Here is a 15,902-nt window from a genome sequence, read left to right on the forward strand (position 1 = left end):
TCGCTTGGCCATTCAGCCGTTTGAAATAAAGACCTTAAACTGCCAGTTTCCAACCCGGTCAACCCGCACAACAAAAACAGCCAAATTGACCTTGTTCAGGCTCATACCTGAATTGGAAAATACTACCCAAGGAGTACCCATGACAAGCTCTTCCCGCATGACTCGTGAGTCTTACCCCATGCCAGAGGCGATCCGCGCCGCCTTGGCAGAGAAAAACCTCACTGCTGCCTATGAAGCCCGCCCACCGTACCAGCGCAACGACTACATTGGCTGGATCACACGCGCCAAACTTCCGGCCACGCAGCACAAACGCTTGGCGCAAATGCTGGCTGAATTGGCCGCAGGCAATGCCTACATGAAGATGCCCTACCGCGCCAAAGACCCGCGACCATGAACATCCCCGCCCTGCGCCTGCACCACCAGCACATCGCCCAGCCGCACCTGACGCAGCCCGAGCAGGTGGTGGCGTGGCTGGGCGGCCTGCAAGGGCAGGACTACCCCGGTGTCAAGTGGTCGATTGCACTGCGTATGCCACAAGCCACCCAGGCCGATGTGGTGCAGGCTTTTGATACCGGCAAACTCGTGCGAACCTGGCCAATGCGCGGCACGCTGCATGTGGTGGCAGCACAAGACTTGCGCTGGATGCTGATGCTGACCTCGCCCAAAAACCTGAGCGGCAGTGCCAGCCGCCGCCGTGCGCTGGAGTTGGACGACACCACCCTGGCCCGTTGCCGCGCGGTGTTCACCCAAGCCTTGCAGGGCGGAAAACACCTGTCACGCGAGGACATGTATGCCGCCCTGGCACAGGCCCACATCTCCACCGAGGGGTATCGCGGCTACCACATTCTGTGGAACTGCGCCTTGCACGGCTTGATCTGCTTGAGCACCTCCAACGACAAGGAGCAAAACTTTGCCCTGGTCGATGAATGGATTGCCCCCACACCGTCCAAAACCCGTGACGAAGCGCTGGCCGAATTGGCCGCGCGTTATTTCCTCAGCCGAGGCCCTGCCACGCTGCAAGACTTCATCTGGTGGTCGGGCCTGAGTGCCACAGAGGCGCGCAGTGGCCTGGCTGCCATCCATTCCCGGCTGGTGTCTGACACCGTGGGCAAACTCACCTACTGGTTGCCCGCCGACAGCCCCACGCCGAAAGCAGCGACAAACGCCTTTGCCCTGCCCGGTTTTGATGAATATCTGTTGGGCTACAAAGACCGCAGCGCGGTGCTCGACGCGGCCCACGCCGAGAAGATTTGCCCCGGTGGCAACGGCATGTTTGCCGCCACCATCGTGATCGACGGGCGGGTGCTGGGCACCTGGAAGCGCGTCTTCAAAAAGGCCGTGGTAGACATCACCGCCACACCCTTCACCCACCTGAGCCCAGCGGATGCCCAACGCTTCGCCGCCGCAGCGCAGCGTTATGGCGCGTTTCACAACTTGCCGGTGCGGGTGGTCTTATAGGGCTGTTTGAGGTGCGATACTTGGCACCATAGTTTGCTTTTAATTCAATAGCAACATGCCAAGAACCTACAAGGGCTATAGCCCAGAATCACCATGATTACCGGCGACATCAAAAGCAAAATAGACCAGATCTGGAACGCCTTCTGGTCCGGCGGCATTGCCAACCCCATCGAGGTCATCGAGCAGATCACCTACCTGCTCTTTCTGCGCCGCCTGGACGACCTGCACACCCTGGAAGAAAACAAGGCCACGCGCCTGAAGCGCCCCATGGCGCGGCGCATATTCCCCGAAGGCGCAGATGCGCGGGGCCGCGCGTACGACACCCTGCGCTGGAGCCGCTTCAAAAACGAAGCCCCCAGCGAAATGTTCGTCATCGTGGGCGAACACGTCTTCCCCTTTCTGCGCACCCTGGGTTCGGATGACTCCACCTACGCCCACCACATGAAGGACGCGCGCTTCACCATCCCCACGCCAGCGCTTCTGGCCAAGGTGGTGGACCTGCTGGATGCCGTGCCCATGGACAACCGCGACACCAAGGGCGACCTGTACGAATACATGCTGGGCAAGATCGCCAGCGCCGGGCAAAACGGCCAGTTCCGCACCCCGCGCCACATCATCCAGCTGATGGTGGAAATGACCGCCCCCACGCCCACGGACACCATTTGCGACCCGGCATCGGGCACTTGCGGCTTCCTGGTGGCGGCGGGCGAATACCTGCGTAGCCACCACGACACGCTGTTCCACGATGCCAAGCTGAACCACCACTTCAACCATGCCATGTTCCATGGCTACGACTTTGACAACACCATGCTGCGCATCGGCAGCATGAACATGATGCTGCACGGCGTGGACAACCCTGCCATCACCTACCGCGACTCGCTGGGCCAGGAGCACAGTGGTGAAGAAGGCCGCTACAGCCTGGTGTTGGCCAACCCCCCGTTCGCTGGCAGCCTGGACTATGAGAACGTGGCCAAGGACTTGCTGCAAACCGTCAAGACCAAGAAGACCGAGCTGCTGTTTCTGGCCCTGTTCTTGCGCCTGCTCAAACCCGGTGGCCGCGCCGCCGTCATCGTGCCCGACGGTGTGCTGTTTGGCAGCAGCACCGCGCACAAAGCCCTGCGCAAAATGCTGGTGGAAGAGCAAAAGCTCGACGGCATCGTCAGCCTGCCCGGCGGCGTGTTCAAACCCTACGCGGGTGTCAGCACCGCTATCCTGTTCTTCACCAAAACCAACAGCGGCGGCACGGATCAGGTGTGGTTCTACGACATGCAGGCCGACGGCTACAGCCTGGACGACAAGCGCCAGCCGCTGCTGCCTGAAGATAAATTAGGCCTGCAGCGCTCGTCCTACGTGCGCAACCAGCTATCAAAAGAGGAACATTCGAAAAATAACCTGCCTGACGTACTGGCCCGCTGGGCGCAGCGCGAAGGGGCTGAGCGCCAGCGCAGCCGCACCGAGCAAAGCTTCTGCGTGCCCAAGGCCGACATTGCCGCCAACGGCTACGACCTGAGCATTAACCGCTACAAGGAAGTAGTGCATGCCCAGGTGCAACACCGCGCGCCGTCGGACATCTTGGCCGAGCTGGCCAAGCTGGAGGAGGAGATTGCGGCGGGGATGAAGGCGTTGGAGGGGATGCTTGAGAACTCCTGACACCCGCTTGAAAGTACGATACTGACCCGTCGCCCACCACCAAGGACTCACCATGCAAATCGTTGTCGATGTGCCCAACCACTATCTGGATGCCATGCACCGTGCACCGGACGACTTCGCTGCCGAGGCCAAGCTGGCCATGGCAGCCAAGCTGTTTGAAATGAAGCGCCTCTCATCCGGCATGGCCGCCAGCCTGATCGGCATGGACCGGGTGACCTTTCTCGCGCAGTTGCAGCGCTTTGGCGTGTCCATGATCGACCTGGAAGACGACGAATTGGCGTCGGACATCCGCAATGCCTGAGCGCAGCCAGGTACTCGTTACCAACACCACACCGCTGATCGCCATCAGCGCAGCCATAGGCAGCCTGGATGTCTTGAAGTTTTTGTACGCCCGCGTGGTGGTGCCGCAGGAGGTTGCACAAGAGGTTCGTGCCGGTGGCCAACAGTCGTTTGGGGTAGACGCATTCAACGGTGCCGACTGGCTGGAAGTTCAAAGCGGGCCGGTGGTGTTGCAACCGTTCCTGGAAAACTCCCTGGATCGCGGCGAAGCGTCCGTCATTCAAACCGCCATGAACCTGGGCTTGCCTTTGGTGTGCATCGACGAGACGGCGGGCCGTCGGGTGGCGCGTTTGTGCGGGCTCAGCCTGACCGGCTCCGTGGGCGTGCTGCTCAAAGCCAAGCGGCTGGGCTATGACGTGTCAATACCGGATGCGTTGCGGCGTATGCGAGCGCAGGGCATCTGGCTCAGTGAGCAGGTGGTGCGGTTTGCGTTGATGCAGTGTTAGGAAAATCAGCTTCTAGCCCATGTGAAACGTGCGCAAACAGCTATCAAAACGAGAGTAATATGAAGAAGGCAAGGATGTGGAAGATTGCGCGGGGGATGAAGGCGGTGGAGGGGATGTTGAAGTGAGTTCCTCAATGACAACTGTCGGAGCGGTCCTTCAGTCGATCGTTTCCGGGAAGAGCATTCAAACGATGGAGCGCCAAGCACAAGACGGTGAATATGGCATTCTCAAAGTCAGCGCGGTAACTTGGGGGGAGTTTCGGCCCCAACAAAACAAGGCAATGCCTGCGGATTACGAACCAGGAGAATGCCCACGTCCGATGGATGGGGATATATTGATCTCACGCGCAAATACGCGCGAGTTGGTTGGCGCACCTGTCTTGGTTCGCGGTGATCACCCGCAGCTCTTACTCTCTGACAAGATACTCAAGCTCATTCCCAATAGCGCACTTGTGGATCGAAAATATCTTGTTCGAGCTTTGCGTTTCCCTGCAGCTACTGCTCACTTTTTCAAATGTGCTGGTGGTTCGAGTGGGTCAATGACCAACATAACGCAAGGCGATATTCGATCAGCGCCGATTCCACTGCCGCCGCTGGAAGAGCAACGTCGCATCGCCGCCATCCTGGATCAGGCCGAAACCCTCCGAACCCAACGCCGCCAAGCCCTGGCCCACCTCGACACCCTCACCCAGTCCCTCTTTCTCGATATGTTTGGCGACCCGGCTTCAAATCCAAACTTGTGGCCTGTAAAAACATTGAAGGAGCTGGGTAAGGTCATAACTGGTGGGACTCCACCTAGTTCAAAGGAAGGTATGTTCGATGGTCCGATACCTTTTATGACCCCGGGTGATCTTGAAAGTGGTGAACCAGTGCGCAGAAGTATTACCGAAGCGGGCGCAAAGGAGGTTGACGTAGTACGTGCTGGCTCAACCCTGGTTTGCTGTATTGGCGCGACTATCGGGAAGGTTGGCATGGCTCTAAAAGAGTCAGCGTTTAACCAGCAATTGAATGCGGTGGTCTGGGGGAGCGACATCAACGATCATTTTGGCTATGAAGTTATGCGCTTCTTCAAGCCGACGATCGTTTCTTGGGGCGCTTCTACCACCTTGCCCATTTTGAAAAAGTCATCATTTGAGCGAATTGAGATTCCAGTGCCGCCAGTGCATTTGCAAGAGGTATTCGCAAATCGCTTGAGGCAAATTTCTAACCTCAAGAGGCTACATAAATCGGCTCTCGTGGATTTAGATGAATTGTTTGGTGTTTTGCAGAGCAAAGCTTTTGCTGGGGAGCTTTGAATGCGCGGCGAATTTATTGGAATTTGGTCCGAACTGACCCGTGAGGTATGGGAGCCTTTGGCACAGATGGAAGATGCGCCCGATGATTTGTTTTGCGAACTTTATCGAACAGTTTCTGTGGCTTTCGCCGTACAGCTTACAGCGGAAGAACTAGCCAACATTGTTGACAATACTTTCGATGCTCGTGATGCGTTCTATGCCTTGGCTGCAAGCAGCTTTTCTAACGAACGCGCGCTTGCTCTCGCTCTTGAGCAAGTGCTAGAAACGCTTGATGATTTGTGCGGAACAGTCCTCAGTGACCCCTATTTCTTACTGCTGGAAGGCGTTATTCAAAAATTCAGCCTTCGTTACGAGCTGCGCAGACCGTGTGTACTTTGCCCGACTTTGCCTGGAATTTTTTCGAATCTACTTCGCGACTTGCGTACTCACACAAACACTGATGCCCATTTGTCTTCGTTGATGAACGATTTTGAGTCTTCTGTTCGAGACCTCAGAGCTAACAACTCAGCAAACCAAATAAAGACGTGCATTCAGAAGCAGGTAAATCTCTTGGAAGCATTAGGCGGACAGCTCCCTGCCGTTACTGGCAATACCCTGGGTGTCATCTGTAATCAAGCCAATACTTGGCCGCATGCCAAGGTAAAAGAAGCGATCAAAGAGCTGTATGGCTTTGCTTGCGACTACCCTGGAATTCGTCACGGAGGGACTGCCGCGAATAAATTGCGAGAACTGGAGCTAAAGGACGTAATGGCAATTTCCATTCTTCTTGCTGGCTTTGTTCCGTACCTGACGGAAGGGTTGAATTATGAAAATCTGTATGGTGCGTCCCATGCTTGACAACGCCTGGCGGTTCAAAGCCACCCGCCGCAGCGCTCTGGCCCAGCTAGATGCCCTGTTCGCCTCGCTGCAGCAGCGGGCGTTTGCGGGGGCGTTGTAGGGTAAATTCGTGCTAAACCATTTCTAGGCCACAAACATGCTGAAGTATTTGCACTTGAAGAACGTCGGGCTTGCTCCGGACGTAAAGGTGGAGTGGGCAGAGCGCCTGAGCCTGATTGCGGGGGACAACGGCCTGGGCAAGAGCTTTTTACTGGACTTGGCGTGGTGGGCCTTGACCCGCACTTGGGCGGGCTCCGTGGCCTTGCCGATGACGACCAAGAAGGCCTCGATTGACTATGCGGTTAAAGGCAAAGGCGTGGCGGCAAAACCGATCACTTCTGAATTTCACCGCCCGGATGCAAGCTGGCCGCTACCCCAGGCGCGCCCGGTGATGCCGGGCATCGTGGTGTACATCCGCATTGACGGCGGCTTCTCCGTGTGGGACCCGGCCCGCAACTACTGGCGCACCGATCCTGCTCGTCCTGCCGCGTACCACTTCAAGGCTGACGAGGTCTGGAACGGTTTGGACATCAATGGGCAGCGGGTGTGTGAAGGCTTGGAGCGCGATTGGGTGAATTGGCAAGAGGGGCGTAAACCACAGTTTCAAGCACTTGAAAGCGTGTTGCGGGTCATGTCACCAGTGCAAGAGCCTTTACGTGCAGGCCAGCCACAACGCGTTTTCATCGGCGAGGGGCGTGACCGCCCCACGCTGTTGGTGGGCAACCAAACTGTGCCCGTGGCGCTTGCATCTGCGGGCGTGCGGCGCATCTTGGCCCTGGTGTACTTTTTGGTCTGGGCTTGGCATGAGCATGCAGTGGCCGCAAAGTTGCTGGGCAAGAAGCCGGAAAACCGTTTTGTCATTCTGTTTGACGAGCCTGAAACACACTTGCACCCGCGTTGGCAACGCACCGTATTGCCCAGCCTTTTCAAAGCGGTGGATGAGTTGCGGGGCAAGGCGGGAACCCCGCCACAGGTCATGGTGGCAACGCACTCGCCGCTTGTGGCGGCATCCGTAGAGCCGATTTTTGACGCTGCTTTGGATGACCTGATTCATTTGTCTTTGAAAAACGGCGCAGTCGCCATTGACCAAGGCGGTTGGGCGACGCAAGGTGACGCTACCAATTGGTTGGTGTCGGAAACTTTTGGCTTGGAACAAGCGCGGTCAAAGGAGGCAGAAGAGGCCATTGAAGCCGCTGAAGCCTTGATGCGAGGGGAGAAAAATTTGCCTGCAGGCTTGGCAACCAAGACAGCCATCCATGCCCGCCTGCAGAAATTGCTACCCGCCGGCGACATGTTTTGGCCACGCTGGATTGTTACCACTCAGCGCAAGGATGCGCCGAAGGGGAAAGCATGATTCCGGTGGCCAAGGTCAAAAAACCGAGAGACTTTGATGCAAAGGTCAAAGTGCCCGGAGATCAATGGCTCAACGACAACCCGAAGGCCAAACGCCCTAAAGCGCTTTGGACACCCTATACCAAAACGCTTGCGGACGGGTTTTCGGGTCTGTGTGGTTACGCTGCTATGCACGATCCAACTGGGGGCACGGTAGACCACTATTTGAGCTTCAAAAATCACCCCAAAAAGGCTTTTGACTGGAGCAATTACCGCTACGCATCAGCCACTTTGAACTCATCCAAGCGCAATGCAGATGACACGGTGCTTGATCCGTTTGAGGTTCAGGCAGGCTGGTTTGAGATTGAACTCCCCTCATTGCAGATGCGGGTAACGGATGCCGTACCTGCAGCTTTCCGCACCAAAGCTGAGTACACATTGAAGCGCCTTGGGTTGCGCGATGGGGAACGTGTTCTTCGTTGGCGACAGTCTTGGTACGAGCAATATCTGTCGGGCAATTTGACCCTTGAAGGGCTTCGTCAGTGGGCTCCACTCATTGCCGAGGCCGTCGAACGCCAGGTGGTTTAGCCACCGCGCCGCCCTGGCCCAGCTGGATGCCCTGAACGCACAAGCTGCAGCAGCGGGCGTTTGCAGGGGAGTTGTAGCTCGCATTTTTGCCACAAATAATGACTATTTTTCGTGGCAAAAATGGGCAACACACCGACTCCGCCGATGCATCGGTTCTGCAACGCAATGACCTGCGGCGCAGCGGTAAGCCGATCTGCGCAAGACGATGCCACCGTATGCCCATGTTCATGACCGAGCCACCGCCGTCTGCTGAGTTGGTGCGACGGCTGACAGAAGTGGAAGCTACACTAAATACACCTTGAACAAGGGAGTCCACACCATGCGTCCATCCACTGCCCTGCAAAACCACCGCGAAGCAATTCGCGCAATTGCTTTGCGCCACCGGGTGTCCAACGTGCGCGTGTTTGGATCGGTCGTGCATGGTGATGACACCAACGACAGCGACCTTGATCTGTTGGTAGAGCCAACTTCTGAAACAACCATGATGGACATTGGGGCCATCCGCTACGAACTCAAAGAGTTATTGGGCATTCCCGTGGATGTGTTGACACCGCGTGCCATTCCTGACCACTTTCGGGCGCTTGTATTGCAGGAGGCCGTGGCGGTATGAGCAAGGCGGACATATTGCGCTTGCCAGAATATCTGGGTCACATCGTTCAGGCCATTGATCGTATTCACCGCTATGTTGACGACTTGCCCGAGCTGCGCGCACAGGTAGCAGCACTGTTAGACGCCTCAAAAAAGTGACCCCATGAGGTCACTTTCGGCACTTTCATTGAACAAGCACCAATTTTTGACCTTATGGGGTCAAACCTAATGGCCTCCAATTTCTCATTTCTGCAGGCCGAATGGCCCGCGCTGTGTGCCGAGGCGGGCAAGGCCGAGCAGGCCGCTTTGAGCGACCCGCGCACCGCCTGTTTCTACGCCCGCCGCACGCTGGAGCTGGCGGTGGTGTGGCTGTTTCAGGCCGAGGGCGGGCGCGGTGGTCGGCTGCAAATGCCCTACAAGCCCGATCTGTCGGCGTTTTTGTTTGAGCCCACATTCAAGGTGCTGGTCGGCCCCGCGCTGCACGCCAAGATGGATGTGGTGCGTAAACAGGGCAACAACGCCGTGCACAGCGCGCGGCCCATCACGGCGGCTGATGCCACAGCGGTGCTGCGCGAGCTGTTCCAGGTGGCGTTTTGGCTGGCGCGCAATTACGGGCGCAATGTGGCGGTGCGACCCGACCCGGCGCTGCAGTTCCGTGCAGACTTGTTGCCCCGCCCTACCAATGCAGCAGCCGAACAAGCTGCCGCCCAGGCCAGCGCACAAGCTACGCAGGCCGCATTACAAAAGTTGGCAACCTTGGCCGACGAACTGGCCGCGCGCGACGCAGCGCTGGCCGCTGCGCAGCATAAGCAGGAAGCGCTGGATGCCGAGCTGGCGCAGCTGCGCGCCGAAGTGGCCGCCGCCAAAGTCGCCAACACCGCCACACCGGACACGCACGACTACAACGAGGCCGAAACGCGCGACCTCTACATTGACCTGCTGCTCAAGGAAGCGGGCTGGAAGCTGGACCAGCTGCGCGACCGTGAGTTTGAAGTGCAAGGCATGCCCAACAACCAGGGGCTTGGGTATGTGGACTACGTACTGTGGGGTGACGATGGCAAACCGCTGGCCGTGGTGGAGGCCAAGCGCACCCGGCGCGATGCCCGCGTGGGCCAGCAGCAGGCCAAGCTCTACGCCGATTGCCTGCAAACGCAGTTTGGCCAGCGCCCGCTGATCTACACCACCAACGGTTACGAGCACTGGTTTTGGGACGACAGCACCTACCCGCCGCGCCCGGTGCAGGGCTTCCACAAAAAGGACGAGTTGCAACTGCTGGTGCAGCGGCGCACGTCTGCCAAGCCCTTGGCGGGTGTGAGCATCAACAGTTCAATCGTGGAGCGGCATTACCAGCTGCGCGCCATTCGCCGTATTGGCGAAACCTATGAGCGCGACCGCCAGCGCAAAGCCCTGGTGGTGATGGCTACCGGCGCGGGCAAGACGCGCACCGTGATCGCGCTGGTGGACCTATTGCAGCGCGCCAACTGGGCCAAGCGCATCTTGTTTCTGGCCGACCGCGTGGCGCTGGTGAACCAGGCGGTCAATGCCTTCAAGGCGCATCTGCCCGATGCCGCGGCGGTGAATCTGGTGACCGACAAGGACACCGAAGGCCGCGTGTTTGTGAGCACCTACCCCACGATGATGGGCTTGATCAATGAGACGGATGATGGCTTACGCCGCTTTGGCGTGGGGCATTTTGACCTGATCATCGTGGACGAGGCGCACCGCTCCATCTACCAAAAGTACCGCGCCATCTTTGCCTACTTTGATGCGCTGCTGGTGGGCCTGACGGCCACGCCCAAAGACGAGATCGATCGCAACACCTACAGCCTGTTTGAGCTGGAAAACGGTGTACCCACAGATGCCTATGGCCTGGAGGACGCCATTGCCGAGGGCTACCTGGTGCCGCCACGCACCGTGTCGGTGCCGCTGAAGTTCCAGCGCGAGGGCATCAAGTACGCCGAGTTAAGCGAGGACGAGCGCGCCCAGTGGGACGAGCTGGATTGGGACGATGAAGGCCACACCCCCGACGAGGTGGGCGCCGAGGCGGTGAACAAGTGGCTGTTCAACACTGACACGGTAGACAAGGTGCTGGAGACGCTGATGCGTGACGGCCACAAGGTGGCAGGCGGTGACCGGCTGGGCAAGGCCATCATCTTTGCCAAGAACAATGCGCATGCCAATTTCATCGCCGAGCGCTTCAACGCCAACTACCCGCACTATGCGGGGCAGTTCGCCCGCGTCATCACCTACCAGACCGAATACGCGCAGAGTTTGATTGACGACTTTTCGGTCAAAGAGAAAGCACCGCACATTGCCATCTCAGTGGACATGCTCGACACCGGCATTGACGTGCCCGAGGTGGTGAACCTGGTGTTCTTCAAGATCGTGCGCTCCAAGGCCAAGTTCTGGCAAATGGTGGGCCGCGGCACGCGCTTGTGCAAAGACCTGTTTGGCCCGGAGCAGGATAAAAAAGAGTTTGTGATCTTCGACTTCTGCCAGAACCTGGAGTTCTTCAGCCAGAACTTGGAGGGCAGCAAGGGCAACGTGGTAGAGCCCTTGAGCCAGCGCACCTTCAAGGCGCGGCTCGAATTGCTGTCTGTGCTGGACGAGCAACTGGCGCAGGAACCGGGTGCTACCGATGCCAAGGTGGCCGAGCCAGCGGCGGCTTACGGCCTGACGACGGCGGCCCTACGTGCCGACACGGTCAGCGACTTGCACACGGTGGTGGCAGGCATGCGGTTGGACAATTTTGTGGTGCGCCCCAAGCGCCGCTGGGTGGAGCCCTGGAGCCAGCCCCAAACCTGGCACAAAGTCAGCCATGAGCAACTGGTGGAGTTGGCCGAGCACGTCTCAGGCCTGCCCAGCGCCGTGCGGGACGACGATGAAGAAGCCAAGCGCTTTGACTTGCTGATGCTGCGTACCCAGTTGGGCAGCGCCCGTGGCGATGTGGGCTTTGCCCGCCTGCGTGAGCAGGTGCGTGCGCTGGCCGATGGGCTGCTGGAGCTGGGCAGCATCCCCGAGGTGAAAAAGCACATGGTGCTGATCGAGGCGGTAGCGGGCGAGGAGTGGTGGCAAGACGTGACCCTGCCCATGCTGGAGCAGGCGCGCAGGCACTTGCGCGGGCTGATCAAGCTGCTGGAAAAAACGCGGCGCAAAGTGGTCTACACAGACTTCTGTGATACCGTGGGCGAGACCACGGAGGTCGCCTTGCCGCTGGGCGGCAGTGCGGGCGACTTTGAACGCTTTCGCCTCAAGGTACGCGCCTATCTGCGTGCGCACGAAGACCACATCACCCTGCACAAGCTGCGCCGCAACCAGCCGCTGACCGCCACCGACCTGGCCGAGCTGGAACGCCTGCTGATCGACAGCGGCACCGCCACTGCTGAAGACGTGGCCCGCGCCGGGCAGCAGGCGCATGGCCTGGGCCTGTTTGTGCGCTCACTGGTGGGGCTGGACCGCGAGGCGGCCACACAAGCGTTGAACGGTTTTGTGATGGGCAAGACGCTGAACGCCAACCAGTTGGAGTTTGTGAACCTGATCGTCACCCACCTGACCGAGCGCGGCATCATGGACCCGGCCCTGCTGTACGAGCCGCCCTTCACCAGCTACGCACCGCAGGGGCCGGATGCCCTGTTCTCTGCCGCCGAGGTGGATGCCATCTTTCATGTGCTGGAGCAAGTGCGCTGTACCGCGCTGGCCGCCTAGTGTCTGTGCCGCTGGTGTGGTGTTGGATGCTTGACGGCACATGCACTTTTCAAGGCTTTGATTTCCAGCGCGCCAGCAAGGGCGCGCCAAACAGGTTGATCAGCAAGCCGACCATCAACAACGCGCCACCGGCTGGAATCCCAAGCTATGCCAACTCTTGCCTCGCCCCTGTCTCCTGCCTTCCGCGCTGGCCTGGCGTGAAGCCTGTCCCTCATCATGGCCTGGGGCACACCGGGCAAAACACTGTTTGGCATGGGCGCAGCCACCGGCTCGGCGCTCTGGTTTGCCGGCATGGGCCGGTGCGTGTTCAGCCTGGGCCAGCGCCTGAGTTCCCCAGCCCTGCGGCGCTGGCTGGATGTGATGATGTGGTGCACGGCGCTGATGCTGGGGTGGGGGTTGCTGGCGGTGTAAAACACACCGCAGGTCGCGCTGTACAGGGATGCGATACTGAGTTTTTTGAAAACCCGGATCATCCGGTCAGAAACGTATGAAGCAAATATTTGTCTGTGTGATCGCCTTTTGGATGTCGTTTGCGGCCTGCGCCATGAAGCTTGAGGTGCACGGCAAAACCCTTTATGCCACTGGCCCGGTCGAAAATGATTTGAAGGAGTTTCAGGAGGCCATCGACCAACCCGGTGTGGATCAAGTGGTTTTTGTCAATTCTCCTGGAGGCGACCTCTGGACGGGCCTCAACATAGGTCGCCTGATTGCCGAACGTGGTCTCCACACCGTGATTGCCGGTCATTGCTTGTCGGCTTGCTCGATCATGTTTATGGGTGGCAAAGAGCGTTCATTTTCGGATGCCTTCGGCCCGGCAATGACCTTCATCGGCATTCATGGGGCACACAACAAAGACACCAAACAGGTGAGTTCTTATGTGCAGCCCCAGATATTCGCTTTTTACAAGCAGCACATGTCAACGCAGTTCAACCCTGTCGTCATGAATACCGCGCTTTACGAGATGGACGATGCCGGTGCGATGCTGCACGTGTTCGACCCGGTCAGAACGCCCAAACACCCCCCGTATCACTGCAAATCATCCCAATCCTTGCGCAAGGATTGCACCGAATTCAAGGACTTTGATGCGTTGAGCCTGGGCATCGTGACGACCCCCAAGTTGACTTCCATTGACTTGCCCAACGGCTACAAAGAAATGCCCAAAATACTGGGCAAAGATCTCACCCAGGCCATCACAGATCCGGCATCCTACTTCGACCACCTTGGCGCACAAAAATGCAGCTCCGAGGCATGCCGCAAACTGATCACTGACTTTGTCGGAAACAAAGAACACAAAGCACTGGCTATTGCGGTCTCCTCATCAGGTTTGGGAACCACCAGCAACCGTGCTTCGCTCGTCCAGGCCTTTGTGGGCGCTCTTTACGCCTGCAATCACCCCAAAAACCAGGCGCCTCGCCTGTGCGAAACGCAGTATGTCAACGGTTATGACATTCGTGACTGGTATGTGACGGGAGCTGTCAGCCACGAGCAGGCGCTGGCGAAATTGGCAACACCCTCAGAAAAGTTTTATGCGAATGAGCAATACGGTGGTGGCATGACCACGGCCAAAGGGCCGAGAACCCAAAAAGTCCATGACATCACGCCCCAGTCTTTGGATGGCATTCAAACCGTCAACACCCAGGAACTCGCCCAGGCACTCAAGAGTTCACAGCCCCCGGTGGTGATTGATGTCTGGGCTGGTGTCAACGATGCCATTCCAGGCGCGGTGACTTTGCTCAATGGGGGTCTGGCTTTTGACGATGCAACGACCGAACAAGCGTATGAAGCCCGCTTTGCCGGCTTGCTGAAATTGCTCAGCCCCGACCCGGCCAAGCCACTGGTGTTTTACTGTATGAGCCGCGATTGCTGGCTGTCCGTCAATGCGGCTTTGCGGGCCAAGAAATTGGGCTACACACAGGTGGGCTGGTATCGCGGTGGAATGGAAAGCTGGAAGTCTGCAGATTTGCCGTTGGCCAGTGTGGTGGCCAGGGCTGTGGCCTATTGATTGCCTACGGCTGCTATTTCGCCAGCGTGACTCAGCCCTTTGTGCCTGGATACTTTTTCACCAAGGCCGCCAAGATGAATGCCTCTGCCCGAAACACAGTCGCCCAAATCGAGTAGCCATCGGTTGCCAGGGTGATGATTGCGGCGCGGGTCTTCTCAAGGGATTGATCCGGCGCACGTGCCAGTAAATCCAACGCGGCGTTGGCCTTGCCCCGGCGGCAACGGCATGTTTGCCGCCACCCTCGTGATCGATGGGCGCGTGGTAGGCACCTGGAAGCGTGTCTTCAAAAAGGCAGGGATAGAAATTACCGCCACACCGTTCACCCCACTGAGCCCGGCAGATGCGCAAGGCTTTGCCGCTGCGGTGCAGCGCTATGGCGCGTTTCACAAGCTGCCGGTTCGGGTTGTGAGCGATTTTGGCCTGTAGCCCAGTCAATGTATGCGTAAGCAGCTATCAAAACCATTGCAGAATCAAGTCTTCAACTGCCGCCGAGCTAACCAGGACGCACCAAACAAGTTGACCAGCAAACCCACCATCAGCAACGCGCCACCGGCAAAATGAACCGGCTGCAGTGACTCGTCAAACACCAGCCAGCCAGTGCTCAAGCCCACCAGGGGCACCAGCAGCGTGAAGGGCGCGATGCGGTTGACCGGGTAGTGCGCCAGCAAATAGTTCCACACCGCGTAGCCAAACAAGGTGGAGGCCCAGGCGATGTAGGCCACGGCGGCAAAGCTTTGCACGCTGAACGCCTGTAACGCGGCAGTCATCACGGCCGGGCCTTCCAGCACGGCGGACAACGCCAGCAGTGGCAGCGGCGGTACCAGGCTGGCCCAGACCACAAAAGCCAGTTGGTTCATTGGCCCATAGCGCCCCACCGCGCGGCTGACGATGTTGCCGCAGGCCCACATCGTTGCCGCCGCCACGGTCAGCAAGAAGCCGGTGAGTGGCATGCTCGCGCCATGAGCACTGCCAATCAGCACCAGTCCACCGGCAGCCAGCAGCAAGCCTGCGAGTTGATTGGCATGCCACTTTTCCTTGAGCCACAAAGCCGTCAGCACCAGGGTAAAAAACGACTGCGATTGCAGCACCAGCGAAGCCAGCCCGGACGGCATGCCGACATGAATGGCCGTGAACAAAAACGCAAACTGCCCGACCGACATGGTCAACCCAAATGCCAGGTACAGGCGCAACGGCACCTTGGGGGCACGCACCAGCAGCAGCGCCGGAAACGCCGCCAACATAAAACGCAGCGCCGCCAGCAGCAGCGGCGGCACGCCAACCAGCCCGACCTTGATGACGGCAAAGTTGACACCCCACACCACGATGACCAGCAGCGCCAGGGCCAGGTCACGCGGGCGCATGGCAGCGGGCTTCATGCGGCCAGTGCCCAACCCGTTTCAAACATGGGCAAGGGTGAAAGGATGGGGGTGGCGCAGAACATGGATGACGGCTCAAATCAGAGTGAAGGGGCCTTGATCTTAGGGTCGGCACATCCCGCGCACCAGAGCCAGGGCGGACACATCACGATCAAAACCGGACATCAACGATGCAGGTGATTTAGAAACGCAATCACCCCTCTTGCGCCCACTTCGCCAGCACCTCCGGCGGTGCGGCCATGCGCAGA

The 15,902-nt window shown here is 58.6% G+C and carries 16 protein-coding genes; 15 read left to right on the top strand and 1 reads right to left on the bottom strand.

Annotated features, from left to right (window positions below; all coding sequences use genetic code 11):
* Window positions 1-139 precede the first annotated feature (139 nt).
* The 15 genes from PHQ58_RS21780 (at window position 140) to PHQ58_RS21850 (ending at window position 14,704) form a co-directional block, all read left to right on the top strand.
* Window positions 140-394, top strand: a complete 255-nt coding sequence (locus PHQ58_RS21780; protein ID WP_223905856.1) for a YdeI/OmpD-associated family protein — start codon at window positions 140-142, stop codon at window positions 392-394.
* On the top strand, window positions 391-1,458 hold the full coding sequence (locus PHQ58_RS21785; protein ID WP_300115631.1) for a winged helix DNA-binding domain-containing protein: 1,068 nt from the start codon (window positions 391-393) through the stop codon (window positions 1,456-1,458). Before PHQ58_RS21780 ends, PHQ58_RS21785 begins: the two co-directional genes overlap by 4 nt.
* Window positions 1,459-1,551: 93 nt before the next feature.
* Entirely contained in the window at window positions 1,552-3,108 is a 1,557-nt protein-coding gene (locus PHQ58_RS21790) for a class I SAM-dependent DNA methyltransferase (RefSeq protein ID WP_300115632.1), read from the top strand.
* 52 nt (window positions 3,109-3,160) lie between these two features.
* Window positions 3,161-3,409 carry a UPF0175 family protein gene (locus PHQ58_RS21795; RefSeq protein WP_300115634.1) on the top strand — a complete coding sequence of 83 codons (249 nt, stop codon included), beginning with the start codon at window positions 3,161-3,163 and terminating at the stop codon, window positions 3,407-3,409.
* The gene (locus tag PHQ58_RS21800) at window positions 3,402-3,893 is read left to right on the top strand and encodes a DUF3368 domain-containing protein (protein WP_300115636.1); all 492 of its coding nucleotides are present in this window, start codon (window positions 3,402-3,404) and stop codon (window positions 3,891-3,893) included. Before PHQ58_RS21795 ends, PHQ58_RS21800 begins: the two co-directional genes overlap by 8 nt.
* A gap of 133 nt (window positions 3,894-4,026) precedes the next feature.
* Window positions 4,027-5,187, top strand: coding sequence for a restriction endonuclease subunit S (locus PHQ58_RS21805; protein ID WP_300115638.1), 1,161 nt, complete (start codon window positions 4,027-4,029; stop codon window positions 5,185-5,187).
* A complete protein-coding gene (locus tag PHQ58_RS21810; RefSeq protein WP_300115640.1) occupies window positions 5,188-6,024 on the top strand; it encodes a hypothetical protein in 837 nt (278 codons plus the stop codon).
* Between the two features lie 136 nt (window positions 6,025-6,160).
* Window positions 6,161-7,417, top strand: coding sequence for an AAA family ATPase (locus PHQ58_RS21815; protein WP_300115642.1), 1,257 nt, complete (start codon window positions 6,161-6,163; stop codon window positions 7,415-7,417).
* Window positions 7,414-7,983: a hypothetical protein gene (locus PHQ58_RS21820; RefSeq protein ID WP_300115644.1), complete on the top strand. Its 570-nt coding sequence runs from the start codon at window positions 7,414-7,416 to the stop codon at window positions 7,981-7,983. The genes PHQ58_RS21815 and PHQ58_RS21820 overlap by 4 nt, the downstream gene beginning before the upstream one ends.
* Window positions 7,984-8,302: 319 nt before the next feature.
* The gene (locus PHQ58_RS21825; RefSeq protein WP_300115646.1) at window positions 8,303-8,593 is read left to right on the top strand and encodes a nucleotidyltransferase family protein; all 291 of its coding nucleotides are present in this window, start codon (window positions 8,303-8,305) and stop codon (window positions 8,591-8,593) included.
* Entirely contained in the window at window positions 8,590-8,730 is a 141-nt protein-coding gene (locus tag PHQ58_RS21830) for a hypothetical protein (protein ID WP_300115647.1), read from the top strand. Before PHQ58_RS21825 ends, PHQ58_RS21830 begins: the two co-directional genes overlap by 4 nt.
* A 69-nt stretch (window positions 8,731-8,799) precedes the next feature.
* Window positions 8,800-12,276: a DEAD/DEAH box helicase family protein gene (locus PHQ58_RS21835; RefSeq protein WP_300115649.1), complete on the top strand. Its 3,477-nt coding sequence runs from the start codon at window positions 8,800-8,802 to the stop codon at window positions 12,274-12,276.
* Window positions 12,277-12,492: 216 nt separating this feature from the next.
* Entirely contained in the window at window positions 12,493-12,687 is a 195-nt protein-coding gene (locus PHQ58_RS21840; RefSeq protein WP_300115652.1) for a hypothetical protein, read from the top strand.
* A gap of 76 nt (window positions 12,688-12,763) precedes the next feature.
* Complete coding sequence (locus tag PHQ58_RS21845; RefSeq protein WP_300115655.1) at window positions 12,764-14,278, top strand: rhodanese-like domain-containing protein; 1,515 nt, start codon at window positions 12,764-12,766, stop codon at window positions 14,276-14,278.
* 177 nt (window positions 14,279-14,455) lie between these two features.
* The gene (locus tag PHQ58_RS21850; protein ID WP_300115658.1) at window positions 14,456-14,704 is read left to right on the top strand and encodes a crosslink repair DNA glycosylase YcaQ family protein; all 249 of its coding nucleotides are present in this window, start codon (window positions 14,456-14,458) and stop codon (window positions 14,702-14,704) included.
* Between the two features lie 44 nt (window positions 14,705-14,748).
* Here PHQ58_RS21850 and PHQ58_RS21855 read toward each other — a convergent pair whose 3' ends face one another.
* Entirely contained in the window at window positions 14,749-15,639 is an 891-nt protein-coding gene (locus tag PHQ58_RS21855; RefSeq protein ID WP_300115660.1) for an EamA family transporter, read from the bottom strand.
* Between the last annotated feature and the right edge of the window lie 263 nt (window positions 15,640-15,902).

This window comes from Rhodoferax sp. (assembly GCF_028688795.1).
In the GTDB taxonomy this organism is placed as follows: domain Bacteria; phylum Pseudomonadota; class Gammaproteobacteria; order Burkholderiales; family Burkholderiaceae_C; genus Rhodoferax.